The 16,391-nt window shown below is 67.5% G+C and carries 16 protein-coding genes; 7 read left to right on the top strand and 9 right to left on the bottom strand.

Going from position 1 to position 16,391, the window contains the following annotated elements:
• Positions 1–27 precede the first annotated feature (27 nt).
• The 4 genes from CDO87_RS21720 to pepT all read left to right on the top strand — a co-directional run bounded on the left by CDO87_RS21720 (position 28) and on the right by pepT (position 4,126).
• Positions 28–1,362: a sigma-54 dependent transcriptional regulator gene (locus CDO87_RS21720; RefSeq protein ID WP_100930715.1), complete on the top strand. Its 1,335-nt coding sequence runs from the start codon at positions 28–30 to the stop codon at positions 1,360–1,362.
• Positions 1,359–1,937: a YdeI family protein gene (locus CDO87_RS21715; RefSeq protein ID WP_198521783.1), complete on the top strand. Its 579-nt coding sequence runs from the start codon at positions 1,359–1,361 to the stop codon at positions 1,935–1,937. The genes CDO87_RS21720 and CDO87_RS21715 overlap by 4 nt, the downstream gene beginning before the upstream one ends.
• Positions 1,938–2,056: 119 nt before the next feature.
• On the top strand, positions 2,057–2,812 hold the full coding sequence (locus CDO87_RS21710) for a sulfite exporter TauE/SafE family protein (protein ID WP_100930714.1): 756 nt from the start codon (positions 2,057–2,059) through the stop codon (positions 2,810–2,812).
• 69 nt (positions 2,813–2,881) lie between these two features.
• Entirely contained in the window at positions 2,882–4,126 is a 1,245-nt protein-coding gene (gene pepT, locus CDO87_RS21705; RefSeq protein WP_100930713.1) for a peptidase T, read from the top strand.
• Positions 4,127–4,187: 61 nt separating this feature from the next.
• On the opposite strand, the gene gap is transcribed toward pepT, so the two are convergent.
• Positions 4,188–5,192, bottom strand: coding sequence for a type I glyceraldehyde-3-phosphate dehydrogenase (gene gap, locus CDO87_RS21700; RefSeq protein ID WP_100930712.1), 1,005 nt, complete (start codon positions 5,190–5,192; stop codon positions 4,188–4,190).
• Positions 5,193–5,363: 171 nt separating this feature from the next.
• Here gap and CDO87_RS21695 point away from each other — a divergent pair, with 171 nt between their 5' ends.
• Positions 5,364–5,783 carry a DoxX family protein gene (locus tag CDO87_RS21695; RefSeq protein WP_100930711.1) on the top strand — a complete coding sequence of 140 codons (420 nt, stop codon included), beginning with the start codon at positions 5,364–5,366 and terminating at the stop codon, positions 5,781–5,783.
• Entirely contained in the window at positions 5,780–6,745 is a 966-nt protein-coding gene (locus tag CDO87_RS21690) for a DUF808 domain-containing protein (RefSeq protein WP_100930710.1), read from the top strand. The genes CDO87_RS21695 and CDO87_RS21690 overlap by 4 nt, the downstream gene beginning before the upstream one ends.
• Before the next feature lie 96 nt (positions 6,746–6,841).
• On the opposite strand, the gene CDO87_RS21685 is transcribed toward CDO87_RS21690, so the two are convergent.
• Positions 6,842–7,510 (bottom strand): invasion associated locus B family protein, encoded by a 669-nt coding sequence (locus CDO87_RS21685; RefSeq protein ID WP_254698243.1) that lies wholly within the window; start codon positions 7,508–7,510, stop codon positions 6,842–6,844.
• A gap of 495 nt (positions 7,511–8,005) precedes the next feature.
• Here CDO87_RS21685 and CDO87_RS21680 point away from each other — a divergent pair, with 495 nt between their 5' ends.
• Positions 8,006–9,559 (top strand): helicase HerA-like domain-containing protein, encoded by a 1,554-nt coding sequence (locus tag CDO87_RS21680; protein WP_100930708.1) that lies wholly within the window; start codon positions 8,006–8,008, stop codon positions 9,557–9,559.
• A gap of 113 nt (positions 9,560–9,672) precedes the next feature.
• Here the strand turns inward: CDO87_RS21680 and CDO87_RS21675 are convergent, their stop codons facing one another.
• The 7 genes from CDO87_RS21675 to CDO87_RS21645 form a co-directional block, all read right to left on the bottom strand.
• On the bottom strand, positions 9,673–10,830 hold the full coding sequence (locus CDO87_RS21675; RefSeq protein ID WP_100930707.1) for an MFS transporter: 1,158 nt from the start codon (positions 10,828–10,830) through the stop codon (positions 9,673–9,675).
• On the bottom strand, positions 10,823–11,584 hold the full coding sequence (locus tag CDO87_RS21670; protein ID WP_100930706.1) for a DeoR/GlpR family DNA-binding transcription regulator: 762 nt from the start codon (positions 11,582–11,584) through the stop codon (positions 10,823–10,825). Before CDO87_RS21670 ends, CDO87_RS21675 begins: the two co-directional genes overlap by 8 nt.
• 196 nt (positions 11,585–11,780) lie before the next feature.
• Positions 11,781–13,541: a PQQ-dependent methanol/ethanol family dehydrogenase gene (locus tag CDO87_RS21665; RefSeq protein ID WP_100930705.1), complete on the bottom strand. Its 1,761-nt coding sequence runs from the start codon at positions 13,539–13,541 to the stop codon at positions 11,781–11,783.
• Between the two features lie 203 nt (positions 13,542–13,744).
• A complete protein-coding gene (locus tag CDO87_RS21660; RefSeq protein WP_100930704.1) occupies positions 13,745–14,152 on the bottom strand; it encodes a cytochrome c family protein in 408 nt (135 codons plus the stop codon).
• Between the two features lie 131 nt (positions 14,153–14,283).
• Positions 14,284–14,811 (bottom strand): tetratricopeptide repeat protein, encoded by a 528-nt coding sequence (locus CDO87_RS21655; RefSeq protein ID WP_100930703.1) that lies wholly within the window; start codon positions 14,809–14,811, stop codon positions 14,284–14,286.
• Positions 14,812–14,832: 21 nt separating this feature from the next.
• On the bottom strand, positions 14,833–15,639 hold the full coding sequence (locus CDO87_RS21650) for an ABC transporter permease (protein WP_100930702.1): 807 nt from the start codon (positions 15,637–15,639) through the stop codon (positions 14,833–14,835).
• The gene (locus CDO87_RS21645; RefSeq protein WP_100930701.1) at positions 15,636–16,346 is read right to left on the bottom strand and encodes an ABC transporter ATP-binding protein; all 711 of its coding nucleotides are present in this window, start codon (positions 16,344–16,346) and stop codon (positions 15,636–15,638) included. The genes CDO87_RS21650 and CDO87_RS21645 overlap by 4 nt, the downstream gene beginning before the upstream one ends.
• Positions 16,347–16,391: the final 45 nt, after the last annotated feature.

The raw sequence follows: 16,391 nt of genomic DNA, 5'->3' as shown, positions 1-16,391 counted from the left end.
GTCATCGGCATTTGAAGTGAGGTGTACATGGCCAACGCGATGAAGATCGCCATCGTGGACGACGAACAGGATATGCGGCAGTCGATCAGCCAGTGGCTGGCGCTGTCGGGCTATGACACGGAGACGTTCGCCTCTGCCGAAGAGGCGCTGGGGTCGGTCGGGGCCGATTACCCGGGCATCGTGATCTCCGACATCAAGATGCCGGGGATGGACGGCATCCAGCTGCTGAAGAAGCTGATGGGCACGGATTCCTCCCTGCCGGTCATCATGATCACCGGCCACGGCGACGTGCCGATGGCGGTGGAGGCGATGCGCATCGGGGCCTTCGACTTCCTCGAGAAGCCGTTCAACCCGGACCGCATGTCGGAACTGGCGAAGAAGGCGACGAACGCGCGTCGGCTGACGCTGGACACGCGGCAGCTGCGCCGCGAACTGGCCGAGGGCGGCCAGATCATGAAGAAGCTGATCGGCGCGAGCCCGGCGATGGAGCGGCTGCGCGAGGATATCCTCGACCTCGGCCAGGCCGACGGCCACGTGCTGATCGAGGGCGAGACCGGCACCGGCAAGACGCTGGTGGCGCATGCGCTGCACGCGGTGGGCGCCAAGGCCGGCAAGAAGTTCACCCTGATTTCCTGCGGCGCGCATGACGAGGACGCGCTGATGAAGCGGCTCTTCGGCCCGATGCAGCCCGACGACGTGCGCCTGCCCGCGATGGAAGAGGCGCGCGGCGGGACGCTGGTGCTGGAAGACATCGAGGTGTTGTCGGACGCGGCGCAGGCGCGGCTCCTGTCGGTCATCAACGACCAGGGCACCCCGCCGGAAACGCGGATCGTCGCGATCTCCAACCTGCAGGAAGAGGGGCGCACCTGCGAGCAGGCGCTGCGGCCCGACCTCTATTACCGTCTTGCGGCGCTGAAGATCACTGTGCCGCCGCTGCGCGCGCGCGGCGAGGATATCCTGACGCTGTTTACCCGCCTGTCGGAACAGTTCGCCGACGAATATGGCTGTGACGCGCCGAAGGTGTCCGCGCAGGAGGCCGCGCAACTGTTGCAGGCGCCCTGGCCGGGCAACGTGCGGCAGCTCATCAACCTCGCGGAACGCGCGGTGCTGCAGTCGCGGCGCGGGCAGGGCACGATTGCCTCGCTCCTGATGAGCGACCACGACCAGATGCAGCCGGTGATGACCACCGAGGGCAAGCCGCTGAAGGAATACGTCGAGGCGTTCGAACGGATGCTGATCGACAACACCATGCGGCGGCACAAGGGGTCGATCGCCTCGGTGATGGACGAGCTCTGCCTGCCGCGCCGGACCCTGAACGAGAAGATGGCCAAGTACGGGCTGGCGAGGGCCGATTACCTTTGAGCGGCATCGCCGACTATTTCGAGGGCCACGCGCCATGGGCGGTCGAAAAGGCCGCCTACCGCGACATGCTTCTGGAGGCGGGGCTGGAAGAGACCTGGAAATGGTCGCAGCCCTGCTACGTGCACGCCGGCGGCAACGTGGCGATCATCGCCGCAATGAAGGAAAGCTGCGGGCTGTCGTTCTTCAAGGGCGTTCTGCTGGATGACCCGGACGGGCTGCTGGTTGCGCCCGGCGAGAACTCCCGCTCGGGCCGCTGGTTCAAGGCCACTTCGGTCGAAGAGATCGTGGCGGCCAAGGACGGCCTGAAACGGCTGATCGCGCAGGCGATGCAGAACGAGGCGGAGGGGCGGACGGTCGATTTCGCCAAGGACGACCTCGTCTATCCCGACGAGCTGATCGCGGCGCTGGACGCGGATTCGGCGTTCAACACGGCGTGGTACGGCCTGACGCCCGGGCGGCAGCGCGGCTACGTGCTGCACTTTGCCGGTGCCAGGAAGGCCGAGACCCGGGAGGCGCGGATCGAGAAGTACCGAGAGCGCATCCTCAACGGCCTCGGGATGCACGACAGACCCTGAAGGTCCGGGCCGAAGTCACTGGCCTGTCTGGAAAATCTTCCCAAAAAGTCGATGAGCGGGTGTTGCCTTTGCCGGATCGCGGGCGCAGTCTCCGCGCGCGGTAAAAGGGGGCGTTCGGTATGGAGTTCGCAGAGGCGCATCTGGTGGGTTTGCTCTGGGCGGCGGCGGCGCTGGCGCTTGGCGGCATCCTCAAGGGGGCGACGGGCGCGGGCGCGCCGATTGTCGCGGTGCCGGTGATCGCGCTCTACTTCGACGTGCCGACGGCGGTGTCGGTCATGGTGCTGCCGAACTTCACCACCAACCTGATCCAGTCGTGGAAATACCGCGCTTCGCTGCCGGAGGGCGGGTTCCCATGGCTCTTTGCCGGGGGCGGGTTCCTCGGCGCGTGGCTGGGCACGATCATGCTGGCCCATGCGGCGCCGAAGCTGCTTCTGGCGATGGTGGCCTGCGTGGTCTTCCTCTATATCGCGTTCCGCCTGATGCGCCCGGACTGGGCGCTGCCCATGGCGGCGGCGCGCCGCGTGGTGTTGCCGGTGTCGACGGTGGCGGGCGTGTTGCAAGGCGCCACGGGCGTCAGCGCGCCGGTGTCGATCACCTTCCTCAACGCGATGAAGCCGGAGCGGTCGGTCTTTGTCGCGACGATTTCATTGTTCTTCCTGTCGATGACGCTGGTGCAGATCCCGGCGATGATCTGGTACGGGTTGCTCACGCCCGAACGCGCGGTGGGCAGCGGGATGGCGCTGGTGCCGCTGCTGGCGGCTATGCCGGTGGGCTCGGCGCTGGCGCGGCGGCTGCCGAAAGAGGTCTTCGACAAGGCGATCCTTGCCCTTTTGGCAGTCGTTGCGGCGCGGCTGGCGTGGAGCGCGCTGGCCTGAGGCATCACGGGGCTGGCGTCCGCCGATTGCGGCGTTAGGGTCGGGCGCAAGGCAACGAACGGAGGCTTCATGACCATTGCTCTCGAACCCGATCTGGAGGACCGGCTGGTCCGCTACTGCGCCGTCGACACGCAGAGCGACCTGGACAGTCCGACGACACCCAGCACCGCCTGCCAGCTCGACCTGTCGCGGATGCTGGTGGCCGAACTGGAGGCGATGGGCGCGGAGGACGTGGTGCTGACCGAATACGGCGCGGTGCTGGCGACGGTGCCGGGCAACGCGCCGGGGCCGACCATCGGCTTCCTCGGCCACGTCGACACCGCGCCGCAGTTCAACGCGACGGGCGTCAAGCCGCGGGTCATCCGGGGCTACAACGGCGGAGAGATCACCTATCCCGACGATCCCGCGCTGGTGCTCTCGCCGGAGGTGGACAGCTACCTCGGCAAGAAGGTGGGCGAGGACATCGTCTGCGCCTCGGGCCTGACGCTTCTGGGGGCGGACGACAAGGCGGGCGTCGCCATCGTCATGTCGGCCGCGCAATACCTGCTGGAACACCCGGAGGTGCCGCGCCCGACGCTGCGGCTGGCCTTTACCCCGGACGAGGAAATCGGGCGGGGCGTGCATGGCGAACTGCCGACCGACCTGGCGGTGGACTTCGCCTATACGTTCGACGGCGGTGTCGAGGGCGAGATCGTCTACGAAAGCTTTTCGGCCGACCAGGCGGACGTGGTGGTGAAGGGCGTGTCGATTCACCCGGGCTATGCCACCGGGCAGATGGTGAACGCCGCCTACCTTGCCGCGAAGATCGTGCAGGCGCTGCCGCTGTCCACCATGACGCCCGAAACGACCTCGGGCCGGGAGGGGTTCCTGCATGTGACGAACATGGAGGGCGGGTCCTCGGAGATGCACATCCGGCTGATCCTGCGCGACTTCGAGCGCGAGGGGCTGGCGGCCAAGGGCGATCTGCTGCGGCAGGTCTGCGCCGCCGTTCAGGCCGGGGAACCGCGGGCGAAGATCGAGGTGGAGATCACGCCGACCTACCGCAACATGCGCTACTGGCTTGAGGACGACATGACCCCGGTCGAGCTTGCGCGCGAGGCCTGCCGCGGCATCGGGATCGAACCGTTCAGCCAGCCGATCCGCGGCGGCACGGACGGATCGCGCCTGACGGAGATGGGCGTGCCGACACCGAACCTGTTCACCGGCATGCGGCAGATCCACGGGCCCTTGGAGTGGGTGTCCGTGCAGGACATGGGCAAGGCGGCGCAACTGATGCTGGGCATCGTCGGGTTGGCCGTTCAGAAGGACGCCTGAAAACCGAAAAAGCGCCGTCAGATGACGGCGCTTTCCCCGGTTCGTGCCCTGAACGACCGTTTCAGTGCAGCAGGCGCCCCATGGCACCGGCCACGTCGGCCATCCGGGCGGAGAAGCCCCATTCGTTGTCGTACCATGCCATGACCCGCACCATCCGCTTGCCCACGACCTTGGTCTGGTCGGGCGCGAAGATGGAGGAATGCGTGGTGTGGTTGAAGTCGATGGAGACCTTGGGCTCCGGATCGTAGGCCAGCACCGCGCCCATGCGGCCCGCGGCGGCTTCGGCCACGACCTCGTTCACGTCGGCCAGCGTTACGTCGCGCGAGGCGTAGAAGGTCAGGTCCACAGCCGAGACGTTCGGCGTGGGCACGCGCACCGCCGAGCCATCGAGCTTGCCCTTCATGTTGGGCAGCACCTCGCCCAGGGCCTTCGCGGCGCCGGTCGAGGTCGGGATCATCGCCATGGCGGCGGCCCGTGCACGATACAGGTCCTTGTGGCGACGATCGAGCGTCGGCTGGTCGCCGGTGTAGCTGTGGATCGTCGTCATGATGCCGCTTTCGATGCCGATCCCCTCGTCCAGCACCTTCACCAGCGGCGCGAGGCAGTTGGTGGTGCAGGACCCGTTGGAGATCATCACGTCGCCCTTCACCAGGTCGCGGTGATTAACGCCGTAGACCACGGTGCGCTGCACGTTCTTGGCGGGCGCCGAGATCAGCACCGACTTCGCGCCGCGGGCGAGGTGGGCGTTGGCCTTGTCGCCGTCGTTGAACTGGCCGGTGCATTCCAGCACCACGTCGCAGCCGCCCCAGTCGAGCTCCTCGAGGTCGTAGGAGGACATCACGTCGATCGGGCCGCGCCCGAGGTCGATGGCGTTTTCCCGGACCTTCACCTCGCCGGCGAAACGGCCGTGCACGCTGTCGTACCGCAGAAGGTGCGCGTGGGTTTCGATCGGGCCGGGGGCGTTGATCTTGACCACCTGGACATCGTTGCGCGCGGATTCGGCGATGTGCGCAAGCGTGCAGCGACCGATGCGGCCGAAGCCGTTGATGCCGACGGTGACGGTCATGGACTACTCCTGAAAAAGCCAGTGTTGTGGCTCGTATACGAAGGGATGCCGACTCGGGAAAGGTTGAAATACCTTTTCTGTCAGTATGTTAGCGATAAAGTTGCCCGGTGGCGCTAACGCTTGCCGCTTGTTTGCGTTAACGATCTGAAAGCGCTGTGAACGGAGGCGGGAATGGAACGAACAGAGGCCTTGGCGACCCTTGTGGGGCGGCTCCTGATCGCGGCGCTGTTCCTCGGCGGCGCGGTGCAGAAGGCCATGGACCCGACGCAGGTGACCGAGATGCTGCGCGGCTGGGGGCTGCCCGCCGGGCTGGTCTGGGTGGCGCTGGTCTACAACGCGCTTGCGGCGCTGGCGCTGATCGCCGGGGTGGGCGCGCGGCTGGCGGCGCTGTCGCTGGCGGGGTATTGCGGGCTGACCTCGTTCTTTCACCTGATCCCGGACGACCCCTGGCAGATGACGATCTTCGTGAAGAACTGGGCGATTGCGGGCGGCTGCCTGATCCTCGCCGTGCACGGGCCGGGCCGCTGGTCCTTGCGAAATCGCACAACCGGGTTAGCTTCTGAGCGGCGCAGATATGGGACGGATGAATGAGCGGACTTCTTGCACTCCTCGACGACGTGGCGGCCATCGCCAAGGTGGCGGCAGCGTCGATCGACGACATCGGTGCGGCGGCCATGCGCGCCGGGTCGAAGACGGCCGGCGTGGTGATCGACGATGCCGCGGTGACGCCGAAATACGTGCACGGGTTCGAACCGGCGCGCGAACTTCCGATCATCTGGCGGATTGCACGCGGATCGGTGATCAACAAGCTGGTGTTCCTGATGCCCGCGGCGCTGCTGATGTCGGTCTTCGCGCCATGGCTGGTCTGGCCGCTGCTGATCCTCGGCGGCTGTTACCTCAGTTTCGAGGGGGCCGAGAAGATCGTCCACGTGTTGATGCCACATGACGAGCATTCCGGCGGGCCGGACGGCAGTCATGACGTGCAGGACCCCACGCACCTCGAAGAGGCGAAGGTGAAGGGCGCGATCAAGACCGACTTCATCCTGTCGGCGGAGATCATGGTGATCCTGCTCTCCAACCTCGACCTGCCGAATTTCTGGATGCAGGCCGGCGCGCTGGCGATGGCGGCCGTGGTCATCACGGCGGCGGTCTATGGCGCTGTGGCGGTGATCGTGAAGATGGACGACGTGGGCCTCTGGCTGTCGCAGAACGCCAACCTCGGCATGACGCGGGCGCTGGGGCGCGGGATCGTGCGCTTCATGCCGTGGCTCCTGAAGGCGCTGACCATCGTCGGCACCGCCGCGATGCTGTGGGTCGGCGGGTCGATCATCGTGCATTCGCTGGCCGAGATGGGCTGGCACCTGCCGGAAGAGACGATCCACCACTGGGCGGTGGCCGTGGGCAAGGGCAACGCGGCGCTCGAATGGGCGGTGACCGCGGGGGTCGATCTGGTGCTGGGGTTCCTGGTCGGACTGGTTCTGATCCCCATCGGCACGAAGATCGTCGCGCCCATCTATGGCAGCCTCTTTGGCGGCAAGGCGGAGGCGCACTGAGCGCAGCAACCGGACTTTCAGGCATCGTTTCGGTCGTTCAAAGCAAAAAGGCGCGCCCCGGGGCGCGCCTTATGCATCGAAACGGGTGTGCGCCGCTTACTGCGCGTATTCCTGTGCCGCGTCGAAGGCGGCGGTGAAACCGGCCAGCGACATGTCGACGGTCACCTTCTGGTCGGGCGCCAGCGCCGGAACGATGGTCACCTGCGCCTTGGCACCGGCCTTGAAACGGGCGATGTCCTCGGCGGTGAAGCCGACGCGCGCGTAGCAGCCGATCTGGGCGCAGAAGGAGAAGTCGTACTGCCGTGCGGAGCCGCCGTCGACGGTCACGGTCAGCTTCTGGGTCAGCAGGGTTTCGAGCGGCACGATGAAGGTGCCCCCGGCCACGGCCTGGCCGCCGTTCTCGAGCCGGAAGATGCTGACCTCTGCCACGCTGGCGCCTTGGCCGTCGGTCAGAAGCTGGTACATCTGGCAGATCTCGTTCTCGCGCTGCGGGACCTTGATGCACTGCATCGCCCAGTCGGAGAAGGTTTCCTTGATGTAGGGCTGCGGTTGTTGCTGTTGCTGCCCGGCGGTGGCGGCGTCACCGGTGCCGAGGTCGAGATCGCCGCCGACGGCGGGGGCGGAGGGTTGTTCCTGATCCGTTTCCGCGGCCGGTGCTTCGGCGGCAGGCGCTTCGTCGGGACCGGCGGTGTCGGTGGTCTGCGCATAGGCAGGAGCAGCCGCGAGCGCCGCGATCAGGGACAGGAGAAGAGCCGGGTTTTTCATGGAATTCCTCTGGAAATCGAACATAGCTGGGGTTCGCTTAACACGAGCCGGAGACAGTGTCAGGGAGGAATTCCAGCCTTGTGATGGCAGATGAGCGATTTGCTGCAGGCTGCCGTCGCGGGGTGATCCGGGCCGTGGACAAAGGAAAGGGGCCAGACGGCCCCTTTCCATTTCACTCCCTGTCGGACCGGCCGACTTTGTCATTGGTCAGGACGCTACGAAAAGGAAACGCCGCGGTCAACAGGGTTTTAAGTGTATTTTCGTTCTCCCTGCGCGGGGCGGTGAAGGGATACCGTTCGCGCACAAGCGGGCCGCGGCGAACGGTGGAAAACCCGGCCTTCGGCGCCGAAAAAAGCCGCGCCCGAAGGCGCGGCCAGTCTGACAGGGAGGAAGTCTGCCCAGGGCAGGAGAGGACATGACGCCCCGGACCGAGAATGACTATGGCATTGATTAGTTAAGGATGTATGGTCAGCCGCGCGGAAAAGGGAAGAACACATGGCGACTGATCTGTTTGTTGGCGGCGGCGGCCCGGATTACGGCGAGAAGCAGCATCTGGCACTTGGCTATGCCAACCGTCACGGGCTGATCGCGGGCGCCACGGGAACGGGCAAGACGGTCACCCTGCAGATCCTCGCGGAGGGGTTCTCCAACGCCGGCGTGCCGGTCTTCATGGCCGACGTGAAGGGCGACCTGTCGGGCATGGCGAAGGCCGGAAGCGAGGCCTCGAAGCTGCATGGTGCGTTCACCGAGCGGGCGGCGAAGATCGGGTTCGAGGACTACATCTACCAGGATTTCCCGGTGTGCTTCTGGGATCTCTTCGGCGGTCAGGGGCATCCGGTGCGCACCACTGTGGCCGAGATGGGGCCGTTGCTGCTGGCGCGGCTGCTGGAACTGTCGGAGGCGCAGGAAGGCATCCTCAACATCGCGTTCCGGCTGGCGGACGAGGAGGGGATGCCGCTTCTCGATCTCGAGGACCTGCGTTCGATGCTGGTCTGGCTGGGCGAGAACCGCGCCAAGCTGTCGCTGCGCTACGGCAACATCTCGGTCGCGTCGATCGGCGCGATACAGCGGCGGCTTCTCGTGCTGGAGAACCAGGGCGGGACGGCCTTCTTCGGCGAACCGGCGCTGGACCTGAGGGACATGATGCGGGTGGACGGCGCCGGGCGCGGGCAGGTGAACGTGCTGGCGGCGGATGCGCTGATGGGTGCGCCGCGGCTATATGCGACCTTCCTGCTGTGGCTCCTGTCGGAGCTCTTCGAGGAACTGCCGGAGGTGGGCGACCCGGAGAAGCCGAAGTTCGTCTTCTTCTTCGACGAGGCGCACCTGCTGTTCGACGACGCCCCCAAGGCGCTGGTCGACAAGGTGGAGCAGGTGGCGCGGCTGATCCGGTCGAAGGGCGTGGGGGTCTATTTCGTCACCCAGTCGCCGGACGACATTCCGGAAGACATCCTGGGCCAGTTGGGCAACCGCGTGCAGCACGCGCTGAGGGCCTTCACCGCGCGCGACCAGAAGGCGCTGCGGCTGGCGGCGGAGACCTATCGCGAGAACCCAGCCTTCGACATCGAGACGGCGATCCGCGAGGTCGGCGTGGGCGAGGCGGTGACCTCCTTCCTGCAGAAGAAGGGCGTGCCCGGGATGGCGGAGCGGACGCTGATCCGGCCGCCGTCCTCGCAGCTTGGCCCGATCACGCCCGCCGAGCGCGGCGGGGTGATCGGTGCCTCCGACCTTCGGGGCAAGTACGAGACGCGGGTCGACCGCCGCTCGGCCCACGAGATGCTGCGGGAGCGGGCGGAGGCCGCCGCGACGGCGGCGGAGGCCGCGGAGCGGGAGGAAGAGGAGATGGCGGCGCAGGAGCGGGAGTATCGCTCCGCCCGGCGGTACACCGGGACGCGCGTGACCCGCTCGACCTCCGGCGCGTCCACCCGGCGCGACCGGGAGAGCCCGAGTTTCGGCGAGGCCATGGGCAAGATGGTCATGAAGGAGCTGACCGGCACCACGGGGCGGCGGATCGTGCGGGGTGTGCTGGGCGGGTTGTTCAAGGCGCGCTGAGGGGGCGACGATTTTTCGTCGAAAAATCGTCCGTGCCCGTCGGGTGGACAGGTCCGGCGTGTCGTGAACGGGTGGGGCGGGGAAGATTTTTCGTCGAAAAATCTTGGCCCCCCTCAGGCCGTGGCGCGGCGGGTGGCGCGGCCCAGCACCGGCGCCAGGGCTGCGATCATCAGGGCGACGCAGCCGACCATGAGGAAGGACGCCCGGAGCGACGTGGCCTCGGCCACGAAGCCGATGGTCGGCGGCCCCATGAGCATCGCGCCGTAGCCCAGCGTCGCGACGGAGGCGATGGCCTGTCCGGGCGGCACCTCCGGGTCGGCGGCGGCGCGGCTGAAGGCCAGCGGGATCACCGCGGCGTAGCCCAGGCCCATCAGCACGAAGCCGGCGAGCGCCGTTGGCAGCGTGGCGAAGGCGGTGGCCAGCAGGTAGCCCGCGGCGGCGGTCAGCCCGCTGAAGCGGGCCACGGTGACCGCGCCGAAGCGGGTGATCAGCCGGTCGACGTTCAGCCGCATCGCCACCATGGTGACGGAAAAGACCGCGTATCCCAGCGCCGCCTGCGAGGGCGTGGCCTGGATCACGTCGGCGAGGAAGACCGCGCTCCAGTCCGCGGCGGCGCCTTCGCCCAGGCCCGCGCCCATGGCGATCAGCCCGACCAGCACCAGTGCACCGCGGGGCAGGGCAAAGACCGGGCCCTTGGCCTGCGGTGCGGTCCGGGCCGAGGTCCAGCGGGTGTGCATCAGCGGGCCGAAGATCACCAGCGCGACAAGGGCCGTCACGGCGAAATGTGCGTCGATGGGCAGCGCCTGGCGGGAGGCCAGCCAGCCGCCCGCGGCGCCGAGGCCAGCGCCAAGGCTCCACATCGCGTGAAAGGAGGACATGATGGACCGGCCGGAGTGGCGCTCCACCTCGGCGGCCCAGCTGTTCATCGTCACGTCCATGGCGCCGTGGCCCACCCCGAAGAGGAAAAGCGCCATGGCCAGCACGGTGGTGTCGGGGGCAAGCCCGATGGCGACGATGGAGACGAGGTAGACGCCCGCCAGTACCTTGGTCACCGGGAAGGCGCCGAGCCGGTCGGCCAGCCGTCCGGCCAGCGGGAAGGACACGAGCGCGCCGATTCCCATGACCAGCAGAAGGAGGCCCAGCGTGCCTTCGGACAGGTCGAAGCGGTCGACCACGGCGGGCACGCGCGAGGCCCATGCGCCCAGCAGGATGCCGTTCAGGGCGAAGGCCGCGCTGACGGCGAGGCGGGGCGAGGGGAAGGTTTTAGACATGGCGGATCTCCAGCCCGGATGCGGCAAGCGGGGCGGTCAGGTCGGTTGTGGCATCGGTGATCAGAAGGTCGAGGGCGGTGCAAGGGGCGACGCGGTGGCGCGCCCGCAAACCCAGCTTTGCGGCGCCGGTCAGCACCACGGCGCGGTGTGCGGAGGCAATCATCGCCCGCTTGACGTGCGCCTCGTCGGGATCGTCGGCGGAGAGGCCGAAGCCCGCGTCGAGCCCGCAGACCCCGATGAAGGCAAGGTCGGCGGCAATGCCGTCGAGCGCGATCGCCGTTTCATGGCCCACGGCGACGGCGCCGAAGCCCGAAAGACGTCCGCCCACGAGGTGCGTGGGGATGCCCGCGGCCAGCGTCGCCAGCGCCACGGCGGGCGCCGGGGTCACCACGAGGCAGTCGGGCAGGTGCGGGAGCCCCTGCGCCAGCGTCAGGACGGATGTGCCGCCGTCCATCATCAGCACCATACCGTTCTCGATCAGCGGCAGGGCGGTGGCGGCCAGCGCCGCCTGCTCTGCGCCGCTGTGGCCCAGCCGATCGAGCGTGTGGGCGGCGGGCCGGGTGACGGGCAGGGCGCCGCCGCGGATGCAGCGGGCGTGGCCCTGCGCCTCCAGCGCCTTCAGGTCGCGGCGGATGCTGTCGGTGGAGACGCCGAATTCCTCGGCCAGTGCGGCGAGGTTCAGAGGCAGACCGCGGTTGAGGCGCAGGCGCAGGGCGTCCTGCCGCGCCTCCGGGCTGTTGGGAAGGAAGGTCATGGCTGCGATTCCGTGTTTTGCGGAAAGTTGCAGCAAGTTGCGACGTTTTGCAATCTGGGTTTCGGGCGTTGGGCGGATCGGTGCCGCGGCGTCCCTGTGCAGGCCATGAGGGCCTGCCGTCAAGCCGGCCCGGCAACGGAAAACGCCCGGGGTCGCGGGGACCCCGGGCGCCTGTCAGCCTTGAGCAGGGAGGAGGTTACTCGGCCGACGCCAGTTCCTTCGGCAGGCGGAACGTCCAGACCATGCCACCCTGGTTGAGGTAGTTCACCTTCTTGGCGACCTCGCCGCCCCAGAGCGGAACCGCACCACCCCAGCCGGACACGACGGAGACGTACTGTTCGCCGTCCTGTTCCCAGGTGATCGGCTGGCCGACGATGCCGGAGCCGGTCTGGAAGGACCACAGCTCTTCGCCGGTCTCGTCGTCGAGCGCGAGGAACCTGCCCTCGGGCGTGCCGAAGAACACGAGGCCGCCGGCAGTGGTCATCACGCCACCCCAGAGCGGCGCGTCGTTCTTGTATTCCCAGACCCATTCGCCGGTGTCCGGGTCGATCGCCTTGAGGCTGCCGATGTGATCCTCGTAGTTCGGCTTGATGGTGAAGCCGGAGCCGAGGTAGGCGGCGCCCTTCTTGTAGGTGATCGGCTCGTTCCAGATGTCCATGCCCCATTCGTTCGAGGGCACGTAGAAGTTGCCGGTCTTCTGGCTGAAGGCCATGGGCATCCAGTTCTTGCCGCCGAGGAAGGACGGCGAGGAGAAGACGACTTCGCCCTTTGCGCCATCCGCGGCCGCGGCCGGGTTGCCCGGACGGTTGGCCTCGTTGAAGATCGGGCGGCCGTTCTCGTCGATGCCCTCGGCCCAGGTGATGTCCTTGACGAAGGGATTGGCCGAGACGAAACCGCCGTCTTCGGCGTTCAGCACGTAGAAGAAGCCGTTGCGGTCGGCGGTGGCGAGACGCTGGTTGCCCTCGCGGTCGTTGTAGGCGACCACCTCGTTCACGCCGTCATAGTCCCAGCCTTCGCGCGGCGTGGTCTGGAAGTGCCACTTGATGTCGCCGGTCGCCGGGTCGATGCCGATCCGCGAGGCGGCATAGAGGTTGTCGCCCGAACCGTCGTTCTTCTCGCCCGCGTCGCGCAGCCAGGAGTTCCAGGGCGCCGGGTTGCCCGCGCCGAAGATCAGCGTGTCGGTGCGTGCGTCGTACGACCCGCCAAGCCAGGTCGCGCCGCCGCCGGTCTTCCACATGTCGCCCGGCCAAGTCGCGTTCAGCGTGCCGGTCATGGTGGATTCCTGGCCGTTGAGCGTGCCCATGTGGCCTTCGATAACCGGGCGGGTCCAGACGAGCTCGCCGGTGTCGACGTTGCGCGCCTGCACTTCGCCGACGATGCCGAATTCGCCGCCGGAGTTGCCGGTCACCACGAGGTCGCCCACGATCAGCGGGGCGGCGGTGTAGGAGTAGCCGGCCTTGTAGTCGGCGATCTTCTTGTTCCAGACCACGTCGCCGGTCTTGGCGTCGAGCGCCACGAGACGGGCGTCGAGCGTCCCGAAGATCACCTTGTCGCCGTGCATCGCCGCACCGCGGTTGATGACGTCGCAGCAGGGCAGGATGCCTTCGGGCAGACGTGCGTCGTACTGCCAGAGCTCCTTGCCGGTTTCGAGGTCGATGGCATACATCCGGGAGTAGGAGCCGGTGATGTACATCACGCCGTCATAGACCAGCGGCTGGGTTTCCTGCCCGCGCTGCTTTTCACCGCCGAGGCTGAACGCCCATGCGGGTACGAGGTTCTTGACGTTATCCTTGTTGAGGGTGTCCAGCGGCGAATAGCGCTGCAGGTCCCGGCCCATGCCATTGGTGACAACCTGGTTGGTCATCGTCTGGTCGTTGGCCAGCATGTCTTCGGTCACCTCGGCCTGCGCACCGATGGCGAGCAGGGACAGGGTGACGGCGGCGACGAACTTGTTCATCAGTCTCCTCCCATGAACGGTTTAGATGGTCGTTCCCCCGGCGCCTGGCGGGTGGCCTCTGCGCCGTCTGGATCGAAGTATAGAAATCGGAGTCCGGGCCGATAGACGGCCAAAGTCGTACGACCATCGGCGTCTTGACAGGCGGGCCGCGGCGGTCTCCGGAATCGCCGCGGCCCTTGTCCCGGTGCTGTGGCCGGGCGCGGTCACTCGCCGTCGATGGCGGTGTTGTCCTGCGGGCTGATCGAAGCGAGATAGGCGAGGATGAAGTCCTGCACGGTGCGGTCCTCGATGCCCACGTGGCGCATCTTGGTGCCGGGCATGAAGCCGTCGTTGTCCTCCATCCAGGCGCGCAGCGCGGCGGGCGTCCAGACGATGCCGGAGGCCTCGAGCGCAATGGAATAGTCGTAATCCTCGACACTTCCGGCGGCGCGGTGCAGCACGTTCTCGAGCGGCGGGCCGTAGGACGGGTCGGTGGCGTTGGGGGCGTGGCAGCGGCGGCATTCCGCGTCGAAGAGCGTCTTGCCCGCCGTGACCTTCACCTCCTCGAAGGTGTCGGCGCAGGCGGGGGCGGCTGCGAGCAGCAGGGCGAGGGCGGGTAGAATGCGGGCCATGTCGGTCTCCTTTGCACGGTTCGGAGACAGGGTAGGCCCGCGCCTGAGGGCTGGATTTGATGCACGTCAACCGGAAGGGGTGCGGCGTCTCGTGCTTTGGTCGTACGACCTTTTGCGCGCCGGGGCCGCGATCAGAAGGCGGGCGCGTATTTCCAGTCGTCGGCGTCCGGCGTGACCTCGGCCGGGTCGTAATCCGCCGCCGCCAGCCGCTGTGCCACGTCCAGTCCCTGCGCCGCGGCCATGTCGACCATTGCCCGGCCGCGCGCCTCGTCCCGCGCGACGCCATGCCCGCGGAGCAGGTCGAGCCCGTGGTTGAACTGGCCCACCGGGTCGCCGGCCTCGGCCGCGCGCCGGTCCCATTCGGCGGCCGCATCCGGGTTGTATTCGCCGCCGAGCCCGTTGTTGTCGAGCTGGCTCATCCAGGTCATCGCCCCGGTCCAGCCCTGGTTGGCGCAGTTCTCGAACAGCGCGCGCGCCGCCGCGTGTTTGCCGGACTTCGTCAGCATGTAGCCCGAGGCACAGAGCACCATGCCCGTCTCGCCGCGCTCGGCACGCTCCAGCATGCTGCCCCATGTCATCTCGTCGGGGTTCAGCGTGCCGTATTCGTCTGCCAGCGCGGGCGTGGCAAGCAGGAGGGCAAGGGCGGTGGCGCGGATCATGTCTGGGTCTCCTCGAAGGGGTCAGGACTTGCGTCGGATCAACCCGCGCGCCGGGTCGTACCCCCAGAGCGCGAGCACGGTGAAGACGGCGGTGGCGACCAGCGTCCACAGGAGCGCCCATGGCGAAAAATCGACATGCAGCGCGAAGCGGATCAGTTCGACAGCGTGGGTGAAGGGGTTCAGGCGGCAGATCCAGTAGAGGATTTCCGAGGATTCCTGCATCTTCCAAAGGGGATAGAGCGCGGAGCTCAGGAAGAACATCGGGAAGATGACGAAGTTCATCACGCCCGCGAAGTTCTCGAGCTGCTTGATGAAGGACGAGAGCGCCAGCCCGAGCGATCCCAGCATCAGCCCGGCCAGCACGAGCGCCGGAAGGATGGTGACATAGCCCAGTGGCGGATGGTCGATCCCGAAGAGCGCGGCGATGGCCAGGAAGGCGTAACACTGCAGGATGCCGATGAAGGTCGCCCCGCAAAGCTTTGAAAACAGGAGATACCATCGCGGCAGGGGTGCGGTCAGCAAAAGCCGCATGGACCCCATCTCGCGGTCGTAGACAAGGCTCAGCGACGACTGCATCCCGTTGAACAGCAGGATCATCCCGCAAAGGCCGGGCACGATGTAGGTCTCGTAGGTGATATAGGTCTGGTAGGGCGGGATGATCGACAGCCCCAGCGCCGCGCGGAAGCCCGCGGCAAACACCAGAAGCCAGACGAGCGGACGCACGAGGGCGGCCAGGAACCGCTCCCTCTGGTGCACGAACCGCAGAAGCTCGCGCGCGGCGATGGCGCGGAAGGCGGGCCAGAGCGGGATGCGGGACGGAGCGCTCATGCCTCGACCCCGGTGGCGTTCAGGAACCAGTCCTTCAGCGACGCGCCAGCAGTCAGCTCGTCGGCCCGGCCGCGCGCGCGGATCTGGCCGCGGTGCAGTAGGATCACGTCGTCGGAAGGCCGCACCTCGTCGGTCAGATGGGTGGCCCAGAGCACGGTCAGCCCGTCCGCCGCCAGCTCATGCACGTGATCGGTGATGGCCGACCGCGCCTGCGCATCCAGCCCGACGGTGGGCTCGTCGCAGAGCAGCACGGCCGGATCGTGCACAAGCGCGCGGGCGATCTCCGTCCGCCGCCGGTGGCCGCCGTTCAGCGCGCGCACCCGCTCGCCCGCGCGCTCCAGCATCGAAAGCCGGTCGAGCGCCGCCGAGATCCGCCCGTCTGCGTCCTTGCCCGAAAGCCCGTGCAGCGCCGCGAAATACGCAAGGTTCTGCCGCACCGTCAGGTCGAGGTCGAGCGTCGGCTGCTGGAACACCACGCCCATCTTGGCCAGTGCCGCGCGCGGGGCCGCCGCCATGTCGTGCCCCGCGACGGAGATCCGCCCGGTCGAGGAGGTGAAGAGCCGGGTCATCAGCGCGAAGAGCGTCGACTTGCCCGCGCCGTTCGGGCCGAGGAGGGCGGTGAACCGCCCCGGTTCGGCCGAAAAGCTCACGGCGTCGAGCGCCTGTTTCGCACCGTAGGAGAAGGAAAGATCGGAAACGGTCAACATGATGGGCAGAATGATAGCGTCATGCACCGGGTTGCAAGCGCGACC

Origin of the sequence: Sagittula sp. P11 (assembly GCF_002814095.1) — a bacterium.
Classification (GTDB): domain Bacteria; phylum Pseudomonadota; class Alphaproteobacteria; order Rhodobacterales; family Rhodobacteraceae; genus Sagittula.
The sequence above is the reverse complement of the archived record's forward strand: the minus strand, read 5'-3'. Positions and strand labels throughout refer to the sequence as shown.

Bases quoted from the DNA above. Each gene is read 5' to 3' on its own strand.
- CDO87_RS21720 (WP_100930715.1), top strand. From the start codon at position 28: ATGGCCAACGCGATGAAGATCGCCATCGTGGACGACGAACAGGATATG.
- CDO87_RS21695 (WP_100930711.1), top strand. From the start codon at position 5,364: ATGGAACGAACAGAGGCCTTGGCGACCCTTGTGGGGCGGCTCCTGATC.
- CDO87_RS21690 (WP_100930710.1), top strand. From the start codon at position 5,780: ATGAGCGGACTTCTTGCACTCCTCGACGACGTGGCGGCCATCGCCAAG.
- CDO87_RS21645 (WP_100930701.1), bottom strand. From the start codon at position 16,346: ATGTTGACCGTTTCCGATCTTTCCTTCTCCTACGGTGCGAAACAGGCG.
- gap (WP_100930712.1), bottom strand. From the start codon at position 5,192: ATGACCGTCACCGTCGGCATCAACGGCTTCGGCCGCATCGGTCGCTGC.
- pepT (WP_100930713.1), top strand. From the start codon at position 2,882: ATGACCATTGCTCTCGAACCCGATCTGGAGGACCGGCTGGTCCGCTAC.
- CDO87_RS21710 (WP_100930714.1), top strand. From the start codon at position 2,057: ATGGAGTTCGCAGAGGCGCATCTGGTGGGTTTGCTCTGGGCGGCGGCG.
- CDO87_RS21670 (WP_100930706.1), bottom strand. From the start codon at position 11,584: ATGACCTTCCTTCCCAACAGCCCGGAGGCGCGGCAGGACGCCCTGCGC.
- CDO87_RS21660 (WP_100930704.1), bottom strand. From the start codon at position 14,152: ATGGCCCGCATTCTACCCGCCCTCGCCCTGCTGCTCGCAGCCGCCCCC.
- CDO87_RS21650 (WP_100930702.1), bottom strand. From the start codon at position 15,639: ATGAGCGCTCCGTCCCGCATCCCGCTCTGGCCCGCCTTCCGCGCCATC.
- CDO87_RS21655 (WP_100930703.1), bottom strand. From the start codon at position 14,811: ATGATCCGCGCCACCGCCCTTGCCCTCCTGCTTGCCACGCCCGCGCTG.
- CDO87_RS21685 (WP_254698243.1), bottom strand. From the start codon at position 7,510: ATGAAAAACCCGGCTCTTCTCCTGTCCCTGATCGCGGCGCTCGCGGCT.
- CDO87_RS21665 (WP_100930705.1), bottom strand. From the start codon at position 13,541: ATGAACAAGTTCGTCGCCGCCGTCACCCTGTCCCTGCTCGCCATCGGT.
- CDO87_RS21675 (WP_100930707.1), bottom strand. From the start codon at position 10,830: ATGTCTAAAACCTTCCCCTCGCCCCGCCTCGCCGTCAGCGCGGCCTTC.
- CDO87_RS21680 (WP_100930708.1), top strand. From the start codon at position 8,006: ATGGCGACTGATCTGTTTGTTGGCGGCGGCGGCCCGGATTACGGCGAG.